The sequence below is a fragment of the Janibacter cremeus genome (assembly GCF_013409205.1).
Taxonomy (GTDB): domain Bacteria; phylum Actinomycetota; class Actinomycetes; order Actinomycetales; family Dermatophilaceae; genus Janibacter; species Janibacter cremeus.
Genome location: NZ_JACCAE010000001.1, coordinates 1,948,563 through 1,968,428, shown reverse-complemented (window position 1 = coordinate 1,968,428; position 19,866 = coordinate 1,948,563). Strand labels below are relative to the sequence as shown.

15 protein-coding genes are annotated in these 19,866 nt (G+C 70.6%); 5 read left to right on the top strand and 10 right to left on the bottom strand.

Annotated elements, in window-relative coordinates; genetic code table 11:
• Positions 1 to 67 precede the first annotated feature (67 nt).
• Positions 68 to 2,785 (top strand): pyruvate, phosphate dikinase, encoded by a 2,718-nt coding sequence (gene ppdK / locus BJY20_RS09340; RefSeq protein WP_185991277.1) that lies wholly within the window; start codon positions 68 to 70, stop codon positions 2,783 to 2,785.
• A gap of 211 nt (positions 2,786 to 2,996) precedes the next feature.
• Here the strand turns inward: ppdK and BJY20_RS09335 are convergent, their stop codons facing one another.
• Entirely contained in the window at positions 2,997 to 3,164 is a 168-nt protein-coding gene (locus tag BJY20_RS09335) for a hypothetical protein (protein ID WP_185991276.1), read from the bottom strand.
• Between the two features lie 93 nt (positions 3,165 to 3,257).
• Here BJY20_RS09335 and BJY20_RS09330 point away from each other — a divergent pair, with 93 nt between their 5' ends.
• Complete coding sequence (locus BJY20_RS09330; RefSeq protein WP_185991275.1) at positions 3,258 to 4,160, top strand: LysR family transcriptional regulator; 903 nt, start codon at positions 3,258 to 3,260, stop codon at positions 4,158 to 4,160.
• A gap of 35 nt (positions 4,161 to 4,195) precedes the next feature.
• On the opposite strand, the gene BJY20_RS15705 is transcribed toward BJY20_RS09330, so the two are convergent.
• Positions 4,196 to 4,438, bottom strand: coding sequence for a DUF1801 domain-containing protein (locus BJY20_RS15705; RefSeq protein ID WP_221935298.1), 243 nt, complete (start codon positions 4,436 to 4,438; stop codon positions 4,196 to 4,198).
• 246 nt (positions 4,439 to 4,684) lie between these two features.
• On the opposite strand from BJY20_RS15705, the gene BJY20_RS09320 reads away from it, so the two are divergent.
• Positions 4,685 to 6,052, top strand: coding sequence for an FAD/NAD(P)-binding protein (locus tag BJY20_RS09320; protein ID WP_221935297.1), 1,368 nt, complete (start codon positions 4,685 to 4,687; stop codon positions 6,050 to 6,052).
• Here BJY20_RS09320 and BJY20_RS09315 read toward each other — a convergent pair.
• Positions 6,046 to 7,674, bottom strand: a complete 1,629-nt coding sequence (locus tag BJY20_RS09315; protein WP_185991273.1) for a DHA2 family efflux MFS transporter permease subunit — start codon at positions 7,672 to 7,674, stop codon at positions 6,046 to 6,048. The two genes, BJY20_RS09320 and BJY20_RS09315, sit on opposite strands and share 7 nt — an antisense overlap.
• A 40-nt stretch (positions 7,675 to 7,714) precedes the next feature.
• The gene (locus BJY20_RS09310) at positions 7,715 to 9,418 is read right to left on the bottom strand and encodes a 3-ketosteroid-delta-1-dehydrogenase (RefSeq protein WP_221935296.1); all 1,704 of its coding nucleotides are present in this window, start codon (positions 9,416 to 9,418) and stop codon (positions 7,715 to 7,717) included.
• Between the two features lie 139 nt (positions 9,419 to 9,557).
• On the opposite strand from BJY20_RS09310, the gene BJY20_RS09305 reads away from it, so the two are divergent.
• Complete coding sequence (locus BJY20_RS09305) at positions 9,558 to 11,690, top strand: NAD(+) synthase (RefSeq protein ID WP_185991272.1); 2,133 nt, start codon at positions 9,558 to 9,560, stop codon at positions 11,688 to 11,690.
• Between the two features lie 81 nt (positions 11,691 to 11,771).
• On the opposite strand, the gene BJY20_RS09300 is transcribed toward BJY20_RS09305, so the two are convergent.
• Positions 11,772 to 12,065 carry a hypothetical protein gene (locus tag BJY20_RS09300; RefSeq protein WP_185991271.1) on the bottom strand — a complete coding sequence of 98 codons (294 nt, stop codon included), beginning with the start codon at positions 12,063 to 12,065 and terminating at the stop codon, positions 11,772 to 11,774.
• Positions 12,066 to 12,179: 114 nt separating this feature from the next.
• Between BJY20_RS09300 and BJY20_RS09295 the strand changes: the two genes are divergently transcribed.
• Positions 12,180 to 13,697 carry a cytochrome P450 gene (locus BJY20_RS09295; RefSeq protein ID WP_221935295.1) on the top strand — a complete coding sequence of 506 codons (1,518 nt, stop codon included), beginning with the start codon at positions 12,180 to 12,182 and terminating at the stop codon, positions 13,695 to 13,697.
• Positions 13,698 to 13,706: 9 nt separating this feature from the next.
• Here BJY20_RS09295 and BJY20_RS09290 read toward each other — a convergent pair whose 3' ends face one another.
• From BJY20_RS09290 to BJY20_RS09270, 5 genes are all read right to left on the bottom strand, one after another.
• Positions 13,707 to 15,290: a class I adenylate-forming enzyme family protein gene (locus tag BJY20_RS09290; protein ID WP_343062833.1), complete on the bottom strand. Its 1,584-nt coding sequence runs from the start codon at positions 15,288 to 15,290 to the stop codon at positions 13,707 to 13,709.
• Positions 15,287 to 16,120: an aldo/keto reductase gene (locus BJY20_RS09285; protein ID WP_185991270.1), complete on the bottom strand. Its 834-nt coding sequence runs from the start codon at positions 16,118 to 16,120 to the stop codon at positions 15,287 to 15,289. The genes BJY20_RS09290 and BJY20_RS09285 overlap by 4 nt, the downstream gene beginning before the upstream one ends.
• Positions 16,121 to 16,296: 176 nt before the next feature.
• Positions 16,297 to 17,298 (bottom strand): NAD(P)H-dependent flavin oxidoreductase, encoded by a 1,002-nt coding sequence (locus tag BJY20_RS09280; protein WP_185991269.1) that lies wholly within the window; start codon positions 17,296 to 17,298, stop codon positions 16,297 to 16,299.
• A gap of 44 nt (positions 17,299 to 17,342) precedes the next feature.
• On the bottom strand, positions 17,343 to 18,194 hold the full coding sequence (locus BJY20_RS09275; RefSeq protein WP_185991268.1) for an SDR family NAD(P)-dependent oxidoreductase: 852 nt from the start codon (positions 18,192 to 18,194) through the stop codon (positions 17,343 to 17,345).
• Positions 18,191 to 19,774, bottom strand: coding sequence for a flavin-containing monooxygenase (locus BJY20_RS09270; RefSeq protein WP_185991267.1), 1,584 nt, complete (start codon positions 19,772 to 19,774; stop codon positions 18,191 to 18,193). The genes BJY20_RS09275 and BJY20_RS09270 overlap by 4 nt, the downstream gene beginning before the upstream one ends.
• Between the last annotated feature and the right edge of the window lie 92 nt (positions 19,775 to 19,866).

Sequence of the window (19,866 nt, the reverse complement as noted above, 5' to 3'; positions counted from 1 at the left end):
CTGGGCGCCCCGCAGGCCGTCGGTGCCATAGTGGGCGGGTTGCAGACCGCGCACAGGAGGCCAGACGGTGATTCAGTACGTCCACATGTTCAGCGACGGCGACAGGGACCAGAAGGACCTGCTCGGCGGCAAGGGAGCCAACCTCGCCGAGATGGTCAAACTGGGTCTGCCCGTCCCGCCCGGGTTCACGATCACGACCGAGGCCTGCCGCGCCTACCTGTCCGAGGGGCGCGTCCCACCGGAGGTCCGCGTCGAGGTCACCCAGCGCCTGCGCGATGTCGAGGACCTCATCGGCCGCACCCTCGGCGACTCCGAGGAGCCGCTGCTGCTCTCCGTGCGCTCCGGCGCGAAGTTCTCCATGCCGGGGATGATGGACACCGTCCTCAACGTCGGCCTCAACGACGACACCGTGCACTCGCTGGCCTCCTTCTCCGGTGACGAGCGCTTCGCTTGGGACTCCTACCGGCGCCTGATCCAGATGTTCGGCAAGACGGTCCTGGACGTCGACTCCGAGAAGTTCTCCGACGTGCTCGACCGGCACAAGGAGGAGGCCGGGGTCACCGCCGACGTCGACCTCACCGCCGATCACCTCAAGCAGATCGTCGCCGAGTACAAGCAGATCGTCCTCGACGACACCGGCTCCCCCTTCCCGCAGACGCCGCGCCGTCAGGTCGACCTGGCCATCGAAGCCGTCTTCCGCAGCTGGAACACCGAGCGGGCCAGCCTCTACCGCCGTCGTGAGCGCATCCCGGACGACCTCGGCACCGCCGTCAACGTGCAGGCCATGGTCTTCGGCAACCTCGGCGACACCTCCGGTACCGGCGTCTGCTTCACCCGCGATCCCTCCTCCGGCCACTCCGGCATCTACGGCGACTACCTGCCCAACGCGCAGGGCGAGGACGTCGTCGCCGGGATCCGCAACACCCTTGCCCTGACCGACCTCGAGGACCGCGACCCCAACGTCTACCGCGAGCTGCGCACCGCCATGCGCCGTCTGGAGACGCACTACCGGGACCTGTGCGACATCGAGTTCACCGTCGAGCGCGGCAAGCTGTGGATGCTGCAGACCCGCGTGGGCAAGCGCACCGCCGGGGCCGCCTTCCGCGTCGCGACCCAGCTGGTCGACGAGGACCTCATCACCATGGACGAGGCCCTGGAGCGGGTCACCGGCGAGCAGCTGAACCAGCTGCTGTTCCCGCAGTTCGACCGCGACGCCGACCGCAGCCTCATCGCCGTGGGCATGGGTGCCTCCCCCGGCGCCGCCGTCGGCCGGGTCGCCTTCGACAACGCGAGCGCCGAGGCCGCCCAGGCCGCCGGCAACTCGGTGATCCTCGTGCGTCGGGAGACCTCGCCCGAGGACCTGCCCGGCATGATCGCCGCGGCCGGCGTCCTCACCGCGCGCGGCGGCAAGACCTCGCACGCGGCCGTCGTGGCCCGCGGCATGGGCAAGTGCGCCGTCGTCGGCGCCGAGGACCTGGTCGTCGACGTCGCCAGGAAGCAGATCCGCGTCGGCGAACACGTCATCAGCGAGGGCGACACCCTGGCCATCGACGGCAAGACCGGTGAGGTCTTCCTCGGCGACGTCCACGTCGTCGACTCCCCCGTCATGACCTACATCTCCGAGGGCGTCGATGCCGCGCTGGCGATCGCCGACGACGAGGAGACCAAGGAGCTCATCGACGCGGTCCACCGCCTGCTCACCCACGCGGACACGCGCCGTCACCTGCAGGTGCGCGCCAACGCCGACTCCGGCGAGGACGCCCAGCGCGCCCGCGACCGCGGCGCCGAGGGCATCGGCCTGTGCCGCACCGAGCACCAGTTCCTCGGCGAGCGCCGTCAGCAGATCGAGCGGGTCGTGCTCGCCGAGACCGACGAGCAGCGCGACGACGCCTTGGCGGAGTTGCTCCAGCCGCAGGTCGAGGACTTCGTCAGCCTGCTCACCGCGATGGACGGGCTGCCGACGACGATCCGGCTGATCGACCCGCCGCTGCACGAGTTCCTCCCCGACCTGACCGACCTCACCGTCAAGGTCGCCCTGGCCGAGGAGCGCGGCGAGACCGGCGAGGAGATCGACCGCGCCCGCGAACTGCGCGACGCCGTGCGCTCGATGCACGAGGCCAACCCGATGCTCGGCCTGCGCGGTGTGCGTCTCGGGCTGAAGATCCCGGGCCTCTTCGCTCTGCAGATCCGGGCGATCGCCGAGGCGGTCGTGCGGCTGCGCGAGGAGGGCAAGGACCCTCAGCCGGAGATCATGGTGCCGCTCATCGGCTCCAACCGTGAGCTGGTCATCGTCCGCGCCCAGGCGGAGAAGATCATCGGCGAGGTCGCCGAGGCCCACAACCAGTCGCTGGACCTGCCCATCGGCTGCATGATCGAGCTGCCGCGTGCGGCCCTGACGGCCAACCGCATCGCCCAGACGGCGGAGTTCATCTCCTTCGGCACCAACGACCTGACGCAGACGACGTGGGGCTTCTCCCGCGACGACGTCGAGACGGCGTTCTTCCCGAAGTACCTCGAGAACGGCGTCCTGACGATCTCCCCCTTCGAGACCCTCGACGCCCTCGGTGTCGGCGAGCTCGTGCGCATCGGCGTGGAGAAGGGGCGCGAGACGAACCCCGACCTCAAGGCCGGTGTCTGTGGCGAGCACGGTGGCGACCCCGAGTCGATCCACTTCTTCCACAACGCGGGCCTGGACTACGTCAGCTGCTCGCCCTTCCGCGTGCCCGTCGCGCGCCTCGAGGCCGGCCGTGCGGTCGTCTTCACCGACGAGGTGGGCACCAAGTAGCGCCGCCCCCTCACCCGCTTCGAAATTCTCGGGTCACCCGGAAAACCCCGGGTTCGCAAGGGTTACTTACTCTTGCGAACCCGGGGAAACCCTTGCGGAGTCACCTGAGACGCGGTGGCGACATGACGAAGGGGGCTTCGCACCGTGCGGTGCGAAGCCCCCTTCGTCATGGGCGGGGTCGGGCTGGATGGCCCCCGGACCCCACCGGGGATCAGCGCGTGGAGAGCGTGGGACGGAGGCGGTCGCTCATCCGGTGGTCGTGGGCGTTGTGGCGCACCTGCTCATGGTCGTGGTCGTACGCAGCGGCGTGGCGGGGTGCGCGCTTGGTCTCGCTGGTGGGACGGAGGGCGTCGATGGCAGTCATCCAGATCTTCTTCATGACCTTGATGTTGCCCCTGTCAATTATCCTTCCCAAATTCAGAGTTCCGAAGGATCATTCAGTTTTGCTTCATTATTGGCTAAAGTTCCCCGCATGGTCGATGCACATCGCGTGAGGATCTTCTTGTCCGTCATGGCTTCCGGCTCGGTCAACGCCGCCGCAGAGCACCTGGGGCTCTCCCCCTCCGCCGTGAGCCAGCAGATCGCCGCGCTGCAGAAGGAGACGCAACTCACACTCTTCACCCGCGACGGTCGCGGCATCGCCCCCACTCCCACGGCCCACACGCTCGCCCAGGAGAGCGAGCCGCTGATGTCGGAGCTGAAGCGCATCGACGCCGTCGTCGACGATCTGCGCCAGGGGTCGACCGGGTCGCTGGAGATCGGGTACTTCGCGTCGGCCGGCTACCGGTGGATGCCGCAGCTGGCCAAACGGATCCAGGCGAAGATGCCCGACCTGACGCTGCGGATGGTGCTCACGGAGGGATACCCGGTGGGCGAGTCGCCGCCGGTGGACATCGACGTCGTCCCCGCCGACCCGACGACCTCGGTGCGCCCGGGTCACCTGGTCACGCCGCTGATGACCGACCACTTCGTCGCGCTCGTACCGGCCGGCCACCGCCTCGCGGGACGACGCCGGGTCGAGATGTCGGAGCTCGCCGAGGAGAAGTGGATCAGCAACGACATCTCGGCCGGGATCACCCAGGACATGGTCGACCGCGCCTGTCGGGCAGCGGGATTCCGTCCGCGGTACACGGTCGAGGCGCAGGACCACCACACGGCGACGGCCTTCGTCGCGGCCGGGGTCGGCATCACGGTGCTGCCGGACATGGCGAGTCGTTCGCTGCCGAAGACCGTGCGCCGGCTGCGCCTGACCAAACCCAACCCGGTCCGGGACCTCGTCGCCCTCACCGCCCCGGTCGCGCGCTCCAACGAGGCCGCGAAGCTCGCGGTCGACCTGCTCCAGCAGGTCGCGGCCGCGAGCGCCCGTCGACGGTAGGGACGGCCGTCCACACACCACCAACGACGGCCCGGTCACGCATCCGCGTTGGTACGCCAGGACCGCTGCACCATCTCCCGCAGCACGTCCTCGTCGATGTCGGACAACCGCTTGACGTACAGGCAGCCCTTGCCGGCCGTGTGCTTGCCCAAGCGGTCGAGCAGGTCCTGGTTGGGGCCGTAGTAGGTCAGCCCGTAGAGGGTGAGCGCCGCCTTGCGGGGAGCCAGCCCGAGCGCGAACCACTCCCGCTCCTTGCCGTCCGCGGTCGTGTACGGCATGGTTCCGAGCCGATCATCGGCGGGCCCCGGGCGACCGGCTCGGCTCCGGTCACCTCACGCATGAGGGCGAGCACCGCCTGCGCGTCCTCCCGGCGCCGGGCGTCGGTGACATCCGCGACGAGGGCGTCGGCAGAGGCATCTGTCGGCTTGGTCCTGCGATCGTCGGTCATGGGGTGAGCCTAGATCGGGTTCCCCTCCCTAGGATGGTTCGAGGAGGGTGCAGCACCTATGCCACACAGCAGATCCGTGACTCCCCCGCTTCGGGTGGCGATCATCGGCGCAGGACCGTCCGGGCTCTACGCCGCGCAGGCCCTGGCCGGGCAGGACGACGTCGAGGTCAGCGTCGACGTCTTCGACCGGCTGCCGGCCCCCTTCGGACTCGCCCGCTACGGGGTCGCTCCTGATCATCTGAGTCTGCGCTCGGTGCGCACCACCCTCGAGGCCGTACTCGACCGTCCCACGGTGCGGCTGCTGGCCAATGTCGAGGTCGGCACGGACATCAGCGTCGAGGAGCTGCACCGGTTCTACGACGCGATCGTCTTCACCTACGGCGCGGCGACGGACCACCGGCTGGAGATCCCCGGCGAGGACCTGACCGGCACCATCTCCGCCACCGAGCTCGTCAACTGGTACTGCGGGCACCCGGATGCCGCCGGCGAGCACGTGGAGGCCGCGATCACGGCGGCGACGTCCGCGGTGGTCGTCGGTGTCGGCAACGTCGCCGTCGACGTGACGCGGGTGCTGAGCAAGACCGCTCCCGAGCTCGAGCACACGGACATGCCGCAGCACGTGCTCGACCTGCTGGCCGGGAGCAGCATCACGAGCGTGACGGTGCTCGGGCGCCGGGGGCCGGCCCAGGCCGCGTTCACGACCAAGGAGCTCAAGGAGCTCGGAGAGCTCGCCGATGCCGACGTGCACGTGGATCCACGCGACCTCGCGCTCGACCCGGTCAGCGAGGCCGACATCGAGGGTGAGCGGCGTCGGGAGCGCAACATGCGGGTTCTGCAGGGGTGGTCCACGAGGGCGAAGGGAGAGGGTCGCCGCACGATCAGGCTGCGCTTCTTCTCCCAGCCGGTCGAGATCATCGGACCGGGCAGGGTCACGGGCGTCCGCGTCGAACGCACCCGGCTCGACGCCGACGGGTCACTGAGCGGGACCGGTGAGCACATCACGATCGACGCCGACCTCGTCGTGCGGTCGGTGGGGTACCAGGGGATGCCGCTGGCCGGCGTCCCCTTCGACACCGCTCGCGGCGTGATCCCCCATGACGAGGGCCGTGTGCACGACGGTGATGACGTGGTCCCCGGTGAGTACGTCGCCGGCTGGATCAAGCGGGGACCGACCGGCATCATCGGGACGAACAAGAAGGACGCCACCGCGACGGTGCGCTCGCTGATCGCCGACGCGGCGCAGCTCCCGCGAGCGGCACGACCGGATCCGGACGCGGTGACGAGCCACCTGTCGGACCGGGGCGTCCACTACGTCAACGTCGACGGCTGGCGGGCGATCGACGCCGCCGAGATCGCGCTCGGGGAGTCCATGGGCCGGGCCCGCACGACCTTGCACGACCGAGAAGCGCTGCTGGAGTCCGCGCGGTGGGCCGATGATCAGTGAGTCGGTTGGCTGCGCCTGCTCAGCCGCAGCATGATCAGCGCGCCGACCAGCCCCAGGGCCAGGAAGACCACCGCGCCGAGGAGCGTCACCTGGGTCGCCTGTGCGAACTGACGGCTCAGCTCGGCGACCAGGTCCTCTTGACCACCCTTCTCGCGCAGTCCCTGCAGGGCGCCGCCGGCAGAAGTCCGGGTCGCTTCGTCCAAGGGTGTGCCGGTGGAGAGGTAGTGCCCCAGCCCCACCGAGAGCAGCGCTCCGGCGACGGCCGTGCCGATGGCCATGCCCACCTGCCGCACCGCGCTCTGGGTTGCCGAGCCCTGCCCGGACTGGGCGGTCGGCACGTCGGCGAGCACGAGGGAGGTCAGCTGCGCCGAGGCCAGTCCCAGTCCCAGCCCGTAGACGACGAGCGGGATGGTCATCAGCCACACGCTGACGGAGGGGGCGAGCAGGAGCGCCATCACGCCGATGCCGATCACCTCCAGACCGAGACCGACGACGACCACGGCCGGGGGGCCGATCCGGTCGGCCAGGTGGCGTGCCTGGGCGCCGGCGATGAAGGCTCCGATCGCCATCGCGGCGAGGACGAAGCCCGCCTGCAGGACGCTCAGCCCACGGGCGGAGACGAGGTAGAGCGGCAGCACGAAGATCAGCGCGAACTCGCCCACCGCGACCGTGGCAGCGGTGACATTGCCCCAGCTGAACCTGGGCAGGGTGAACAGCGAGAGATCCAACAACGCCGAACGGCGCACCCGGGCCCGGTGCCGCTCCCACAGCACGAAGAGTGCGATGGCCACCAGACCGAGCAGCCCGAGCACGGGAACGGGGGAGACCGGGGCGCTCTCGGGCCACGTCCAGAACAGGAATGTGGCCTCCCGCGTGGGCGCCCACCATCCCATCGACGGCCCCTCGATGATGGCGAAGACCAGGGCTCCCACGCCCAGGGCCGACAGCTGGAAACCGTCCACGTCGAGCCCGCGGGAGGTGATCGTGCCCTTGGTCTCCGGGACCAGCAGCACGGTCGCCACGATCACGGCCACGCCGATCGGGACGTTGACCCAGAATATCCACTCCCAGGAGAAGGAGTCGGTGAGCCACCCGCCGAGCAGCGGACCGACGGCGGCCGCCCCGGACATGGTCGCTCCCCACACCCCGAAGGCAGCAGCACGATCCTTGCCGCGGAAGACTGCGTTGACGGTCGAGAGGGTGGCGGGCAGGACCATCGACCCGCCGATGCCCTGCACGACTCGGGCCAGCAGCAGTGGGGTGGCAGAGCCGGAGAGTGCCGCCAGGACGGAGCCGAGCACGAAGGTGGTCGTCCCGGCGATGAACAGTCGCTTGCGACCGAGTCGGTCACCGATCCGGCCCGTCGAGAGCAGCAGGGCCGCGAAGACGACCGAGTAGATGCTGTTGATCCACTGCGCCTGCGTGAGGTCCAGGTCGAGACTGCTGATGATCGCCGGCAACGCGACCCCGACGATGGTGCCGTCCAGGATGATCATCCCCAGCCCCAGCGCCAGGACCCAGAGCGCGGCCCACTTGTGCGGGATGTTCACCTCGTCGGACTCGGTGCCCTCCGCATCCTGCTGGGAGGCCGAGTCAGATCGTTCGCCTTCTGTCCTGCCCATCTGCTCACTGTAGTAACCGGGACGCGACCTCGATCGCGCCTCAGCCCTCGCGTCCACCAGCCGCGTGCCGCGCGGCGATGTCACCGAAGACCAGACCCTGACCGATCGTGGCCCCGGCTCCGGGGTAGCGGTCCCCGAAGGCGTTGGCAGCGGTGTTGCCGGTGGCGTAGAGGCCGGTGATCACGGTGCCGTCCTCGCGCAGCACCCGGGCGTGCTCGTCGGCGCGCAGCCCACCGCAGGTGCCCAGGTCGCTCATCACCACCTGGACCGCATAGAGCGGTCCTTCATCCAGGGGACGCAAGTTCGGGCTGGGCGACCTGGTGGGGTCCCCGTAGTACCGGTCGTAGGCCGACTCGCCCCGATCGAGGTCGGCGTCCCGGCCTGCGGCCGCCATCTCGTTGAAGCGTCGCCCGGTCGCCACGAAGGTCTCCACCGGGACGTCGATCAGCTCGGCCAACTCCGCCGCGGTGTCCGCCTGGTGCGCGATGCCGGCGTCGAACCATGCCTGCGGAATCGGCATCCGCGGGAACACCTCCGTGGCGAAGACGTAGCTGTTGCGGTACTCCTGATCGAAGATGATCCACATCGTCCCGACCGGGTCTCCGGCGCCCTCGCGCCGCAGCACCTCCTGGCCGAAGGTCATGTAGTCGGTGGACTCGTTGACGAACCGTCGGCCGTGCCGGTCGATGATGAACGAGCCGGGCAGCGAGCGCTCGGCGAGCATCACCCCCGGGTCTCCTCCGGGCAGCGGCGCCACGGACGGGAACCACCAGGCCTCCTCGAGGTGGGCCAGGTCGGCGCCGACCTCCACACCCGCCTTGATCGCGTCCCCGGTGTTCGACTCCGCTCCCAGGGGCCACTCCTCCTGCAGGCTCTCCGACTGGTAGCGGTGGCGCATGACCATGTCGTGGTCGAAGCCCCCGGCCGCCAGGACCACGCCCCGCCGCGCGGTGACCGTCACCTCACGGCCGTCCTGCACGAGCACGGCGCCGGTGACGGTGTCCCCGTCGGTGACCAGGCGCTGGAGCGCCGTCTTCGTCCACACCGGGATCCCACGGTCCAGCACCCCGGCATACAGCCCGGCCGCCAGCGCCTGTCCGGTGGCGGCGTAGTGCCTTCCGAGAGCGAGTCCACCGACGCCCTGGGCCACCCGCTTGACCACCTTGGGCAGCGCCTTGGCCGGGGCCTTGGCCATCAGGTTCATCCACCGGTAGTCGGGACTGGTGATCGGCATCGGCACGGGCGCGCTCATCGACGTCGGCCGTAGCCGGGCCCGCTCGTCCCCCAGCACCCCCAGGTCGAACGGCGAGCTCTCCACGCTTCGCCCCTGGTCCGACCCACCGGGCAGGTTCGAGTGGTAGTCGGCGTACCCCTTTGCCCAGATGAACTCCAACGGAGTCGCCCGTCGCATCAGGTCCACCGTGGCCCGACCCTGGTCGAGGTAGGCCTGCCAACGCGCCCGCGGGGAGGCGTCACCGACCAGGTTCTCCAAATAGGTCGAGGCCTGCTCGGTGCTGTCGGAGGAGCCCTGCTCGGCCAGGACGGCATTGCCCGGGATCCAGAACGCACCACCGGACAGGGCCATCGAGCCGCCGACGTACTCCGACTTCTCCACGATCAGGGTGGACAGGCCCTGCTCATCGGCGGCCGTCGCCGTCAGCAGGCCGGTCCCGGAGCCGATGACGAGCAGGTCAACGGTGGTGTCTTCGGCGCGGGTGGTGGGCAGTTCACGGACCTCAGTCACGGTCGAGCACTCTCCTCAAAACAGGACGGCACCGACGACCCGGGGCCGTACCCTCACCATAGGACCCGCGTTCGATCACCTCGCAGGGGCATCTCGGTCGCGGTGTCGCACCCGGTCATAGACACCATAGGGTCAAGGCATGACCGACGCGCAGGACCGCGACTTCCGCAACCTCTACCGCCACGGGTTCGCCCGCGTGGCCGCGTGCACACTCCCGGTGACGATGGCCGACCCCTTCGCGAATGCCGAGGCAACGCTGGAGCGGGTCCGCCACCTGCACGACGAGGGCGTCGCGGTCGCGCTCTTCCCGGAGCTGGGCCTGACCGGCTACTCCATCGACGACCTGTTGCTGCAGGACGTGCTGCTGCGCGACGTCGAGGCCGCCCTGGTCCATCTCGCCAACCAGATGCGAGACCTGACGCCGCTGATCGCGGTGGGCGCCCCCCTTCGCCATCGCAATCGTCTCTACAACTGCGCGGTCCTCATCCACCGCGGCGAGATCGTCGGCATCGCCCCGAAGTCCTACCTCGCCAACTACCGCGAGTTCTACGAGAAGCGCCACTTCGCCTCCGGCGCGGGCATGGCCGACGAGTGGTTCCGCCCGACCTTCACCACGGGCGCGGAAGCCGACCTGCTCGACGGGGTCCCCTTCGGCACAGACGTGCTCATCCACGTCGACGACGTGCCCGGCCTGGTCGTCCACGCCGAGATCTGCGAGGACGCGTGGGTCCCCCTTCCGCCGAGCCACGAGGCCGCCCTGGCCGGCGCCACCACCCTGCTCAACCTCTCCGCCTCCCCCATCACCGTCGCCCGCGCCGACGACCGCCACGCCATGGCCCGCTCGGCCTCGATGCGCTGCAACGCCGCCTACCTCTACGCGGCCGCGAGCGAGGGCGAGTCGAGCACCGACCTCTCCTGGGACGGCCAGACGATGGTCTACGAAGGGGGTGACCTCCTGGGTGAGTCCGAGCGCTTCCCGCGTGGTCCCCGCGCGACGATCGTCGACATCGACGTCGACCGGTTGCGCCAGGAGCGCCTGCGGCAGGGCAGCTTCGACGACAACGGGGCAGCCCACGGGATGGGACGCGGCGTCGGGTCGTCGGGCCGGGCGTACCGAGAGATCCACCTCGAGCTCGACCCGCCGACCGGAGACCTGGGCCTGCGCCGCCCCGTGGACCGCTTCCCCTTCGTCCCCGACGACGAGGCGCGGTTGGCCCAGGACTGCTTCGAGGCCTACAACATCCAGGTCTGCGCACTCGAGCAGCGCCTGCGCGCCATCGGTGGCGAGCGTTGGCAGCCGAAGATCGTCCTCGGCGTCAGCGGCGGACTGGACTCCACCCACGCTCTCCTCGTCGCGGCGAAGGCGATGGACCGTCTCGAACGGCCGCGCACCGACATCATCGGCATCACCATGCCGGGCTTCGCCACGAGCGAGCGCACCAGGAGCAACGCGGTCGACCTCATGCAGGCCCTCGGGATCACGTGGGAGGAGCTGGACATCCGGCCCGCCGCCACGCAGATGCTGCGCGAGATGGGCCACCCCTTCGGCCTCGACCCGGACGGCGACCACGAGCCCGACGTCTACGACGTGACCTTCGAGAACGTCCAGGCCGGGCTGCGCACCGACTACCTCTTCCGCATCGCCAACCAGCGCGGCGGGATCGTCCTGGGTACCGGTGACCTCTCCGAGCTGGCCCTGGGCTGGTGCACCTACGGCGTCGGCGACCAGATGAGCCACTACGGCGTCAACGCCGGGGTGCCCAAGACGCTCATGCAGCAGCTCGTCCACTGGGTCGCCGACTCCGAGCAGCTGCCGGAGGTCTCCGACACGCTGCGCTCCGTCCTCGACACGGAGATCAGCCCGGAGCTCGTACCGAGCACCGACGAGGACCGTCCCCAGTCCACCCAGGACATCATCGGCCCCTACGCGCTGCAGGACTTCACGCTCTTCCACGTCCTGCGGCACGGCTACCGGCCGAGCAAGATCGCCTTCCTCGCCGAGCAGGCTTGGTTCGATGGGACGAAGGGGGCGTGGCCCGCCTCCGTGGCCTCGGAGGACCGGGGCGCATACGACCTGACGACGATCCGGCGCTGGCTGATCGTCTTCGTCGAGCGATTCTTCGCCAACCAGTTCAAGCGGTCGGCGATGCCGAACGGCCCGAAGGTCCTGCCCGGCGGGTCCCTGTCCCCGCGTGGGGACTGGCGCATGCCCAGCGACGTCTCCGGGGCACGGTGGCTGGCCGAGATCGAGGCCGAGGTCCCCCCGGCCTGACCCACGAGCGATGGCGGGTGGTCAGCCGTCCGAGGACGACGACCGCCCGCCCGCCATGGCACGCGAGTGTGCAGCCGGCGACTAGTGGATGCCGATGGACTCGCTGTTGGTCGCGGAGTCGCCGCCCTTGCCGTAGGAGTAGCTGCCCATGCCCATCTTGGCCATCACGACACCGACGACGATCGTCACGACGGCGAGGATGGCGGCGATGATCCCGAGCGTGGGGTTCAGCAGGAGGACGCCCAGGGTGCCGACGCCGCCCGAGAGGATCCCGATGGCCATCACGGTCCACCAGGCGGGGTTCTGCGCGTGGCCCAGTTCCTCGACGGAGTGCGGGCCCGTCGGGGGGTGCGGAAGGCGAGGGTGCTTGCTCATGGCGTCATCATCCCATGCCCCTGCCCCGGTCGGACAGGGACCGGGACCATGGACCCGCGGATGCAGCGCGGCTACGGTGAACTGGATCACTACACCTGACGAAAGGTGGCCCCGATGGCCGTGTCCACCCGGTTGCGACGAGCCTCCGCCGGCTCGTGGGACACGCTCACCACCCACCCACCGAGCGCCGGGATGGGGTGGTCCGGCCACGCCTTCCCACACCCGCCGGGTCGCCGCCGTGTCGTCGGGGACGCCTTCGCCAAGGGCACCGACCCGACGACGCCGGTGCAGAACATGCTGGCCGTCTCCCGCGACCTCGGGCCGATCTACGAGATGCTCGCCCTGGGGCGCAAGTTCGTCTTCGTCGCCGGGGTCGACCTCGTCGGCGAGCTCTGCGACGACAAGCGCTTCGTCAAGACCCTCGCCCCCGGCGTGCACGACCTGCGGATGTTCGTCGGCGATGGTCTCTTCACCGCCCACACCGACGAGCCGAACTGGCGCCTCGCGCACGACCTGCTCGTCCCGGCCTTCGCCAAGCCGGCGATGCGCAGATACCACGACGTCATGGTCGAGACCACGGACGAACTCATCGACGTGTGGGAGGAGGCGGCGAGTGACGGGCACCGCGTCGACGTCTCCCCCTGGCTGACCAAGCTCACCCTCGAGTCGATCGCGCGCGCGGCCTTCAGCCACACCTTCGCCAGCTTCGAGACCGAGGAGGTCGACCCCTTCGTCACGACCTTTGTCTCCTCCATGTCCTACGCGGCCGGCCGCTCCAACCTCGCCTCGATCCCGCTCGTCGGCCGGCACCTGGTGCGCCGGCGCGACCGCCGGGCGCTGGAGCGGCACCGCTACATCGACGACCTGTTGCAGCGGATCGTCGCCGAGCGCAAGGCCGGTGGCGAGCAGGTCGACGACCTGCTCGGACGGATGATGGACGTGCCCGTCGATACGGCCGGGACGATGCTCGAAGCGCAGAACGTGCGCCACCAGATCCTCACCCTCCTCGTCGCCGGGCACGAGACCACCTCCGGTGCACTGTCCTTCGCGCTGTACCACCTCACCCGCGAGCCGGAGGTGCTCGCCCGGGTGCGCGCCGAGCTCGACGAGGTCCTGGGCACGGACCCGACGGCGACGCCGACCTTCGAGCAGGTGCCCAAGCTGCGCTATCTGCGCCGCGTCGTCGACGAGACGCTGCGCCTGTGGCCGACGGCTCCCGGCTTCGCGCGCTCCCCGAGGGAGACGACGGTCATCGGGGCCGACGGTGGCGCCGGGGTACCCGGCGGGCTGGCGATGACGCCGCAGGACTCGGTGCTCGTCTTCATCCCGCAGCTGCACCGCGACCCGCACGTCTGGCCGGACCCGGAGCGGTTCGACCCCGACCGTTTCCTGCCGGAGCACAACCGGGCGCGCCCGGCCCACGCGTACAAGCCCTTCGGCACCGGCGAGCGCGCCTGCATCGGTCGCCAGTTCGCGCTCCACGAAGCGGTGATCGTCCTGGCGAAGCTGCTGCACAGATTCGACCTCACGCCCGAACCCGACTACCGGCTGACGATCACCGAACGGCTGACGCTGATGCCCGTCGGCTTCCGGGTGGGGCTGACCCGCCGCTGGGGCCCGGGGCGGACGTAGGCTCGCGGATCATTCGTCGGCGCGTTCACCTCCACCCGGGGTGGCGGGCAGGTCGCGCCGCACGATCTTGCCGTTCGCGGTGCGCGGCAGGGCCTCCACGACCCGCACCTCGCGCGGGCGCTTGTAGTCGGCCAGTCGCTCCCCGGCCCGGGTGAGCACCCGCTCGCGGATCGTCGCCGTGTCGCCGGGCGGCTGCGTCGGCACCACCCACGCGCAGACGAGGGTCACGCCGTCACCGACGTCCAGCGGGGCGACCGCGACCTCGGCGACGCCGGCGATCTGGCAGAGCGCGTCCTCGACCTCCACCGGTGAGATCCGGTAACCCATCGCGGTGATCACGTCGTCGCAGCGCCCGTGGTAGGTCAGGTACCCGTCCACGTCGAGCGAGGCGAGGTCGTTGGTGACGAACCACTCGCCGCGCATCACCTGCCGGTTCTCCTCCGGGCGGCGCCAGTACCCGAGCATCACGCCCGGGTCATCACGGTGGACGGCCAGGCGCCCGCTCTCCCCCACGGGCAGCGGGGTCGGGTCCTCGAGCCGGTCGGGGTCGAGCACGGCGATCCGTCGGCCGGGCTGGGCACGCCCGGGGCTGCCGGGCCGCACCGGCACCTCGGGGCCGCTGGAGACGAAGGTCGAGACCTCGCTCATCCCCAGGGACTCGTACAGCGCCACCCCCGTGGTCTCGGTCCACTCCCGCCACAACGGCGACGGGAGCGCCTCGCCGGCAACCAGCGCCGCCCGCAGCGAGGACAGGTCCCAGTGGGCGGGGTCGCCGTGGCGCAGCAGGTGCCGGTAGACGCCGGGCACCGCGGCGAGGTGCGTCGCGTCGTACGCCTCGACCAGGCGCGGCCAGAGCAGCCGGTCGGTCGGGCCGTCGTGGACGACCGCCGTCGCGGCATTCGCCCACGGGTCGGTCAGGCCGACGCCGAGGGTGTAGGTCCAGTTCAGCGCCCCGGCGTGCACCATGACGTCGCCCTCGGTCAGGCCGTACCAGCCGCGGTACATCGGGCGTCGCCCCCAAGCACTGCGGTGGGCGTGGGTGACTCCCTTCGGCCGCCCGGTGGTGCCGGAGGTGTAGGTGATGAAGGCGGCGCGGTCGGGGTGGCCGACGTCATGCTCCGCGCGCTCGTCGCCGGCGATCCACTCGGCGATCGTCTGCGCGGTGATCCTCGGGATGTGCGGTGGCACGCTCAGCGGCAGGTCCTCGTCGAGGGCGACCACCTGCGCGCCGCTGTCGGCGAGCAGCCCGGCGGCCTCCTCGCCCGTCAGCTGGGCGCTCGTCGGGACGGCGACGAGGCCGGCGGCGATGGCACCGAAGAAGACGAAGGGGAACTCCGCCCGGTTGCCCATCCGCAGCAGCACCCGGTCACCGCGCTGCAGGCCGAGTCCGAGCAGCCCGGCCGCGACCGCCCGGACGGTGTCGTCCACCTGAGCGAAGGTCCACGTCGACTCGTCGCCGGGTCCGGAGTGGACGACGACGAGCGCCGGGCGGTCAGGGGCATGCTGGGCCGGGTCGGCGACGCAGTACTGCGACATGCCGAAGGGGGCGGGCGTGGCCTCTCCCGGGGCCGGCTCGACGGGCCAGCGGCTCACATCTCCTCGTGGGTGTCCGGGTCCGCGTCGAAGAGGCGACCGTCGGGACGACCGAGCGCGGTGATCGCCTCGACCTGCGCGTCGGAGAGGTCGAATCCGAGGACCTCGAGGTTGCCGGCCCGGCGCTGCGGGTCCGCGGACTTCGGCACCGGCAGCGCGTCGAGGTGCAGGTGCCAGCGCAGGATCACCTGGGCGGGCGTGACGTCGTGGGCCTGCGCGGCGGTCACGACCGGCTCTGCCGTCAGGAGCTCACCCGCGCGACCCAGCGGCGCCCACGACTGGGTGGTGATGCCGCGCCGCTCGTCGTCGGCGCGCTGCTCGACCTGGGGGAAGAAGGGGTGCAGCTCGATCTGGTTCGACGCGGGCGTGACGCCGGTGGCCTCGATGATCGCGTCGAGGTGGGGGGCCTTGAAGTTGCTCACGCCGATGGAGCGGACGAGCCCTGCGTCCTTTGCCTCGACCAGTCCCTCCCAGGCCCGCACGAAGGCGCCCTGCGAGGGGTTGGGCCAGTGGATCAGGGCGCTGTCGATGAAGTCGAGGTCCATGACGTCGAGGGTGGTCTCGAGGCTGCGTCGGGCACCGCCGTGGTCGCGGCCGGGGATCTTCGTCTGGATGAAGACATCGCCCCGCTCGACACCGCTCGCGCGCACCGCCTCGGCGACCTCGCGCTCGTTGCGGTAGTTCACCGCCGTGTCGAGGAAGCGGTACCCGTCCTCGAGTGCCCCGGCCATGGCGCGGACTCCGTCATCGCCACGAAGGGAGTAGGTGCCGAAACCGAGGACCGGCACCGACGTGCCGTCCCCGAGGGTGCGGGTGGGAAGCTCAGCCATTCCCCCAACGTAGGGGACGATTCCGATTCCGACGAGAGTGGTTCCGCACGGTGGATTTCGAGGCTCCTCGCTGGAGCTCGTCGCACCTCAACCACCGAGGGGTCGGAGCTCGTCGCACCTCAACCACCGATGGTTGAGGTGCGAGTCCGCTCTACGGGCGAGCCTCGAAACCCGCCTCAGCCGTCGAGGACGGCGAGCAGATCCCCCTTCGCCGTGAGGTACTCCGCCTCCAGCTGGTCGACGAGCTCGGCCACCGGGAGGACCTCGGTGATGCCCGCGACGGAGTGGCCGGCGCTCCACACGTCCTTCCACGCCTTGGGCGTGACGCTCGAGGTGGTGCTGCGCGGCTCCTCCTCGGCGTGCGGGTTGGTCACGTGCGAGACGTCGACCTTGTCCGGGGCGGGCAGGTTGTCGGGGTCGAGGCCGGCGTCGACGATGCTCTGGCGCAGGAAGTTCGCCGGGATGGTGCTGATCGAGGGCGTGTAGACGATCTCCTCGGCGCCGGAGCGCACGATCATCTGGCGGTACTCCTCGGGGGCGATCGACTCGTGCGTGGCGAGGAAGCGCGTGCCCATGTATGCCAGGTCCGCGCCGGCGGCCTGGGCTGCCAGGACGTCGCGGCCGGTGCTCAGCGAGCCGCCGAGGATGAGCGGCCCGTCCCAGACGCGGCGGACCTCGGTGATCAGGGCGAAGGGGTTGATCCCACCCGCGTGCCCACCGGCCCCGGCCGTGACGAGGATGAGCCCGTCGACGCCGGCCTGCGCAGCCTTGGTCGCGAACTTCGCGTTGGTGACGTCGTGGAAGACCAGGCCGCCGTAGGAGTGGACCGCGTCGACGACCTCCTTGGCCGCGCCGAGGCTGGTGATGACGACCGGCACCTCGTGCTCGACGATCTTCTCCAGGTCGGCCTCGATGCGCTTGTTCGTGCGGTGGACGATGAAGTTCACGCCGTACGGGGCGGGCTCACGACCCGAGTCGTCGGGCTGGGCCAGGGCCTGCTCGATCCGGGTCAGCCACCCGTCGAAGTCCTCGGTCGTGCGCAGGTTCAGCGCCGGGAAGGTCCCGAGCACACCCGCGCGGCAGGCGCCGATGACGAGGTCCGGGCCGGAGCCGAGGAACATCGGCGCGGAGATCACGGGCAGGCGCAGGCGCCCCTGGAGCTGCGTAGGCATGGTCATGGTGTCATCCTCACAGCCCGCCGGCCTGCGAGTCGAAGCGGGGTTCAGCTCCGCTTGGCGGCCAGGGCCATCGCCCGCCCCATCAGCGACCAGTACCGGCTCGGGGTGACCCGGGCGAGGAGGTCCAGGCCCTTGGCGTCGTTGCCGATGAGCAGGCGCGGGCGGCGGGCGACGGCGGCGTCGATGATCTCCTCGGCGGCCTGGTCCGCCGGGTACCGCAGCACCTTGGCGAAGTCGGCCTTGCCGCGCGCGGCCTCCTGCGGGTCGGTCCCTGCTGCGACGCGGGCGTTGGTGGCGATGTTGGTGCGGATCCCGCCGGGGTGGACGACGGTGACCCCGACGGGCCGGCCCTCCTCCTCGAGCTCGGAGCGCAGCGCCTCGCTGAATCCGCGCAGCCCGTACTTGCTCGTGGAGTACGCGCTCTGCCCGGGCGGGCCCACGAGCCCGAAGAGGCTGGAGGTGTTGACGACCTGCCCCTGGCCGTTGGCGAGCATCAGTGGCAGCAGTGCCCGGGTGAGGCGGATCGGCACGAGCAGGTTGATCTCGAGCAGCCAGTCGAAGTCGTCTGCGCCCACCTCGTCGAAGCGCCCACCGAGGGCGACTCCCGCGTTGTTGAAGAGCATCGTCACGCCGGGGCGCTCCTCGCGCACCCGGGCGATGACCGCGTCGGCCGCACCTCGGTCGGCGAGGTCGACGACGTGGGACGTCACGCTCGCGCTCGGGGTCTCCCGGCGGATGTCGGCGACCACCCGGGCCAGGCCGGCCTCGTCGCGATCGATGACGACCACGTCGGCGCCGCGGCGGGCCACCCCCTTCGCCAGGTGCTCGCCCATGCCACCGGCCGCACCGGTGACGACCGCGGTCCCGCCGAGGACGACGAGGTCGGGGCGCTTCACCGGACCGACTCCAGGGCCCGGTCGCCGAGGGAGTCGTCCAGGTTGCTCGAGCTGCCCGGCAGCGGCAGCTCCTGGGGCGCCTGCGCGCCGACGGGCAGCGGGGCTCCCTTCGCCCCGACCGGCACGAAGTGCATGTCCCGGGTGACGTCCGCGCGGCGGAAGGCGATCGTGTCCTTGATGTAGTTCTGCGGCATCGTCCACGGTGCCCGGTCGCCGACCTTGGGAAACTGGGAGATCACCCGCTGCACGTAGCCGGAGGTCAGGTCGAGGATCGGTCCGGCGGTCATGCCGTCGGGGGCGACCGGGACGGCAACCCCGAGGCCGCGGTCGCGCATGTGCCGCACGAGAGCGGCGACGTAGCGGCTGACGAGGTCGGCGCGCAGGGTCCACGAGGCGTTGACGTAGCCGACGGTCATCGTGACGTTGGGGACGCCGGCGAGCATGAGGCCGCGGTAGGCGAAGCGCCGGGCCAGCGGGACCTGCGCCCCGTCGACGACGAAGCGGATCCCGCCGAGGGCCTTCATCAGCAGCCCGGTCGCAGTGACGACGATGTCTGCCTCGACGACCCGGCCGTCGGTCAGGCGCACGCCCTCGGGGACGAAGCGGTCGACGTGCCCCGTGACCACCGAGACCGCGCCGCGACGGATCTGCGCGTACAGGTCGCCGTCGGGCACGGCGCACAGGCGCTGGTCCCACACGTCGTAGGGCGGGTCGAAGTGCTCGTCGATGATCTCCCGGGGCAGGAACCGCGACAGGTTGCCCTGGACGATCTTCTTTGCGGCCGTGGGCCGGCGGCGGGAGAGCTGGTAGAGGAAGGTCTGCAGACCGAGGTTCTTCACCCGGGTCACGGACTGGACCGTCGCCGGGCCGAAGTGACGGCGCAGCAGCTGGACGAAGGGGTCGACCGAGGGCTGGTCGAAGACGTAGCTCGGGGTGCGCTGCAGCATCGTCACGTGCGCGGCCGTGCCCGCCATGGCGGGCACGACGGTGACGGCGGTCGCGCCGGAGCCGATGACGACGACGCGCTTGCCGGCGTGGTCGAGGTCCTGTGGCCAGAACTGCGGATGGATCACCTGCCCGGCGAAGTCCTCGACCCCCTCGAAGCCCGGGTCGTGCGTCTGCTCGTAGTCGTAGTACCCGCTGCCGAGGTGGACGAAGCCGGCACGTACCTGCCGCGGGCCGTCACTCGTGTCGAGGTCGACCGTCCACTCCTGCTGCTCGCTCGACCAGGACGCGCTGCTGACCCGGCACCCGGTGTGGACCAGCTCGGCAACGCCCGTCTCGTCGGCGGTCTCGCGGATGTAGTCGAGGATGTCCGCTCCGTCGGCGATCGCCTTGCGGCCCGTCCACGGGCGGAAGGGGAAGGACAGCGTGAACATGTCCGAGTCCGAGCGCACCCCGGGGTAGCGGAAGAGGTCCCACGTCCCACCGGTCACCTCGCGGGCCTCGACGAGCGCGAGCTCGATGTCGGGGTTGGCCTCGATGATGCGGTGCGCGGCGCCGATCCCGGACAGTCCGGCTCCGACGACGAGCACGTCGACCCGCTCGGGCAGCTCGCGAGTGCGGGGCTCGTTGGTCATACTCGGCCTTCCCTCGACTGAAGTTCCTCGCAAGTAACCTACCGTCTCGAGTCCACGGCGACGCTCCGGCGCGGGGTCGATGTGCCACCGAA

Coding starts and splice junctions, on each gene's coding strand:
- BJY20_RS09335 (WP_185991276.1), bottom strand. CDS start 3,164: ATGAAGAAGATCTGGATGACTGCCATCGACGCCCTCCGTCCCACCAGC.
- BJY20_RS09330 (WP_185991275.1), top strand. CDS start 3,258: ATGGTCGATGCACATCGCGTGAGGATCTTCTTGTCCGTCATGGCTTCC.
- BJY20_RS15705 (WP_221935298.1), bottom strand. CDS start 4,438: ATGCCGTACACGACCGCGGACGGCAAGGAGCGGGAGTGGTTCGCGCTC.
- BJY20_RS09315 (WP_185991273.1), bottom strand. CDS start 7,674: ATGGGCAGGACAGAAGGCGAACGATCTGACTCGGCCTCCCAGCAGGAT.
- BJY20_RS09305 (WP_185991272.1), top strand. CDS start 9,558: ATGACCGACGCGCAGGACCGCGACTTCCGCAACCTCTACCGCCACGGG.
- BJY20_RS09300 (WP_185991271.1), bottom strand. CDS start 12,065: ATGAGCAAGCACCCTCGCCTTCCGCACCCCCCGACGGGCCCGCACTCC.
- BJY20_RS09295 (WP_221935295.1), top strand. CDS start 12,180: ATGGCCGTGTCCACCCGGTTGCGACGAGCCTCCGCCGGCTCGTGGGAC.
- BJY20_RS09285 (WP_185991270.1), bottom strand. CDS start 16,120: ATGGCTGAGCTTCCCACCCGCACCCTCGGGGACGGCACGTCGGTGCCG.
- BJY20_RS09280 (WP_185991269.1), bottom strand. CDS start 17,298: ATGACCATGCCTACGCAGCTCCAGGGGCGCCTGCGCCTGCCCGTGATC.
- BJY20_RS09270 (WP_185991267.1), bottom strand. CDS start 19,774: ATGACCAACGAGCCCCGCACTCGCGAGCTGCCCGAGCGGGTCGACGTG.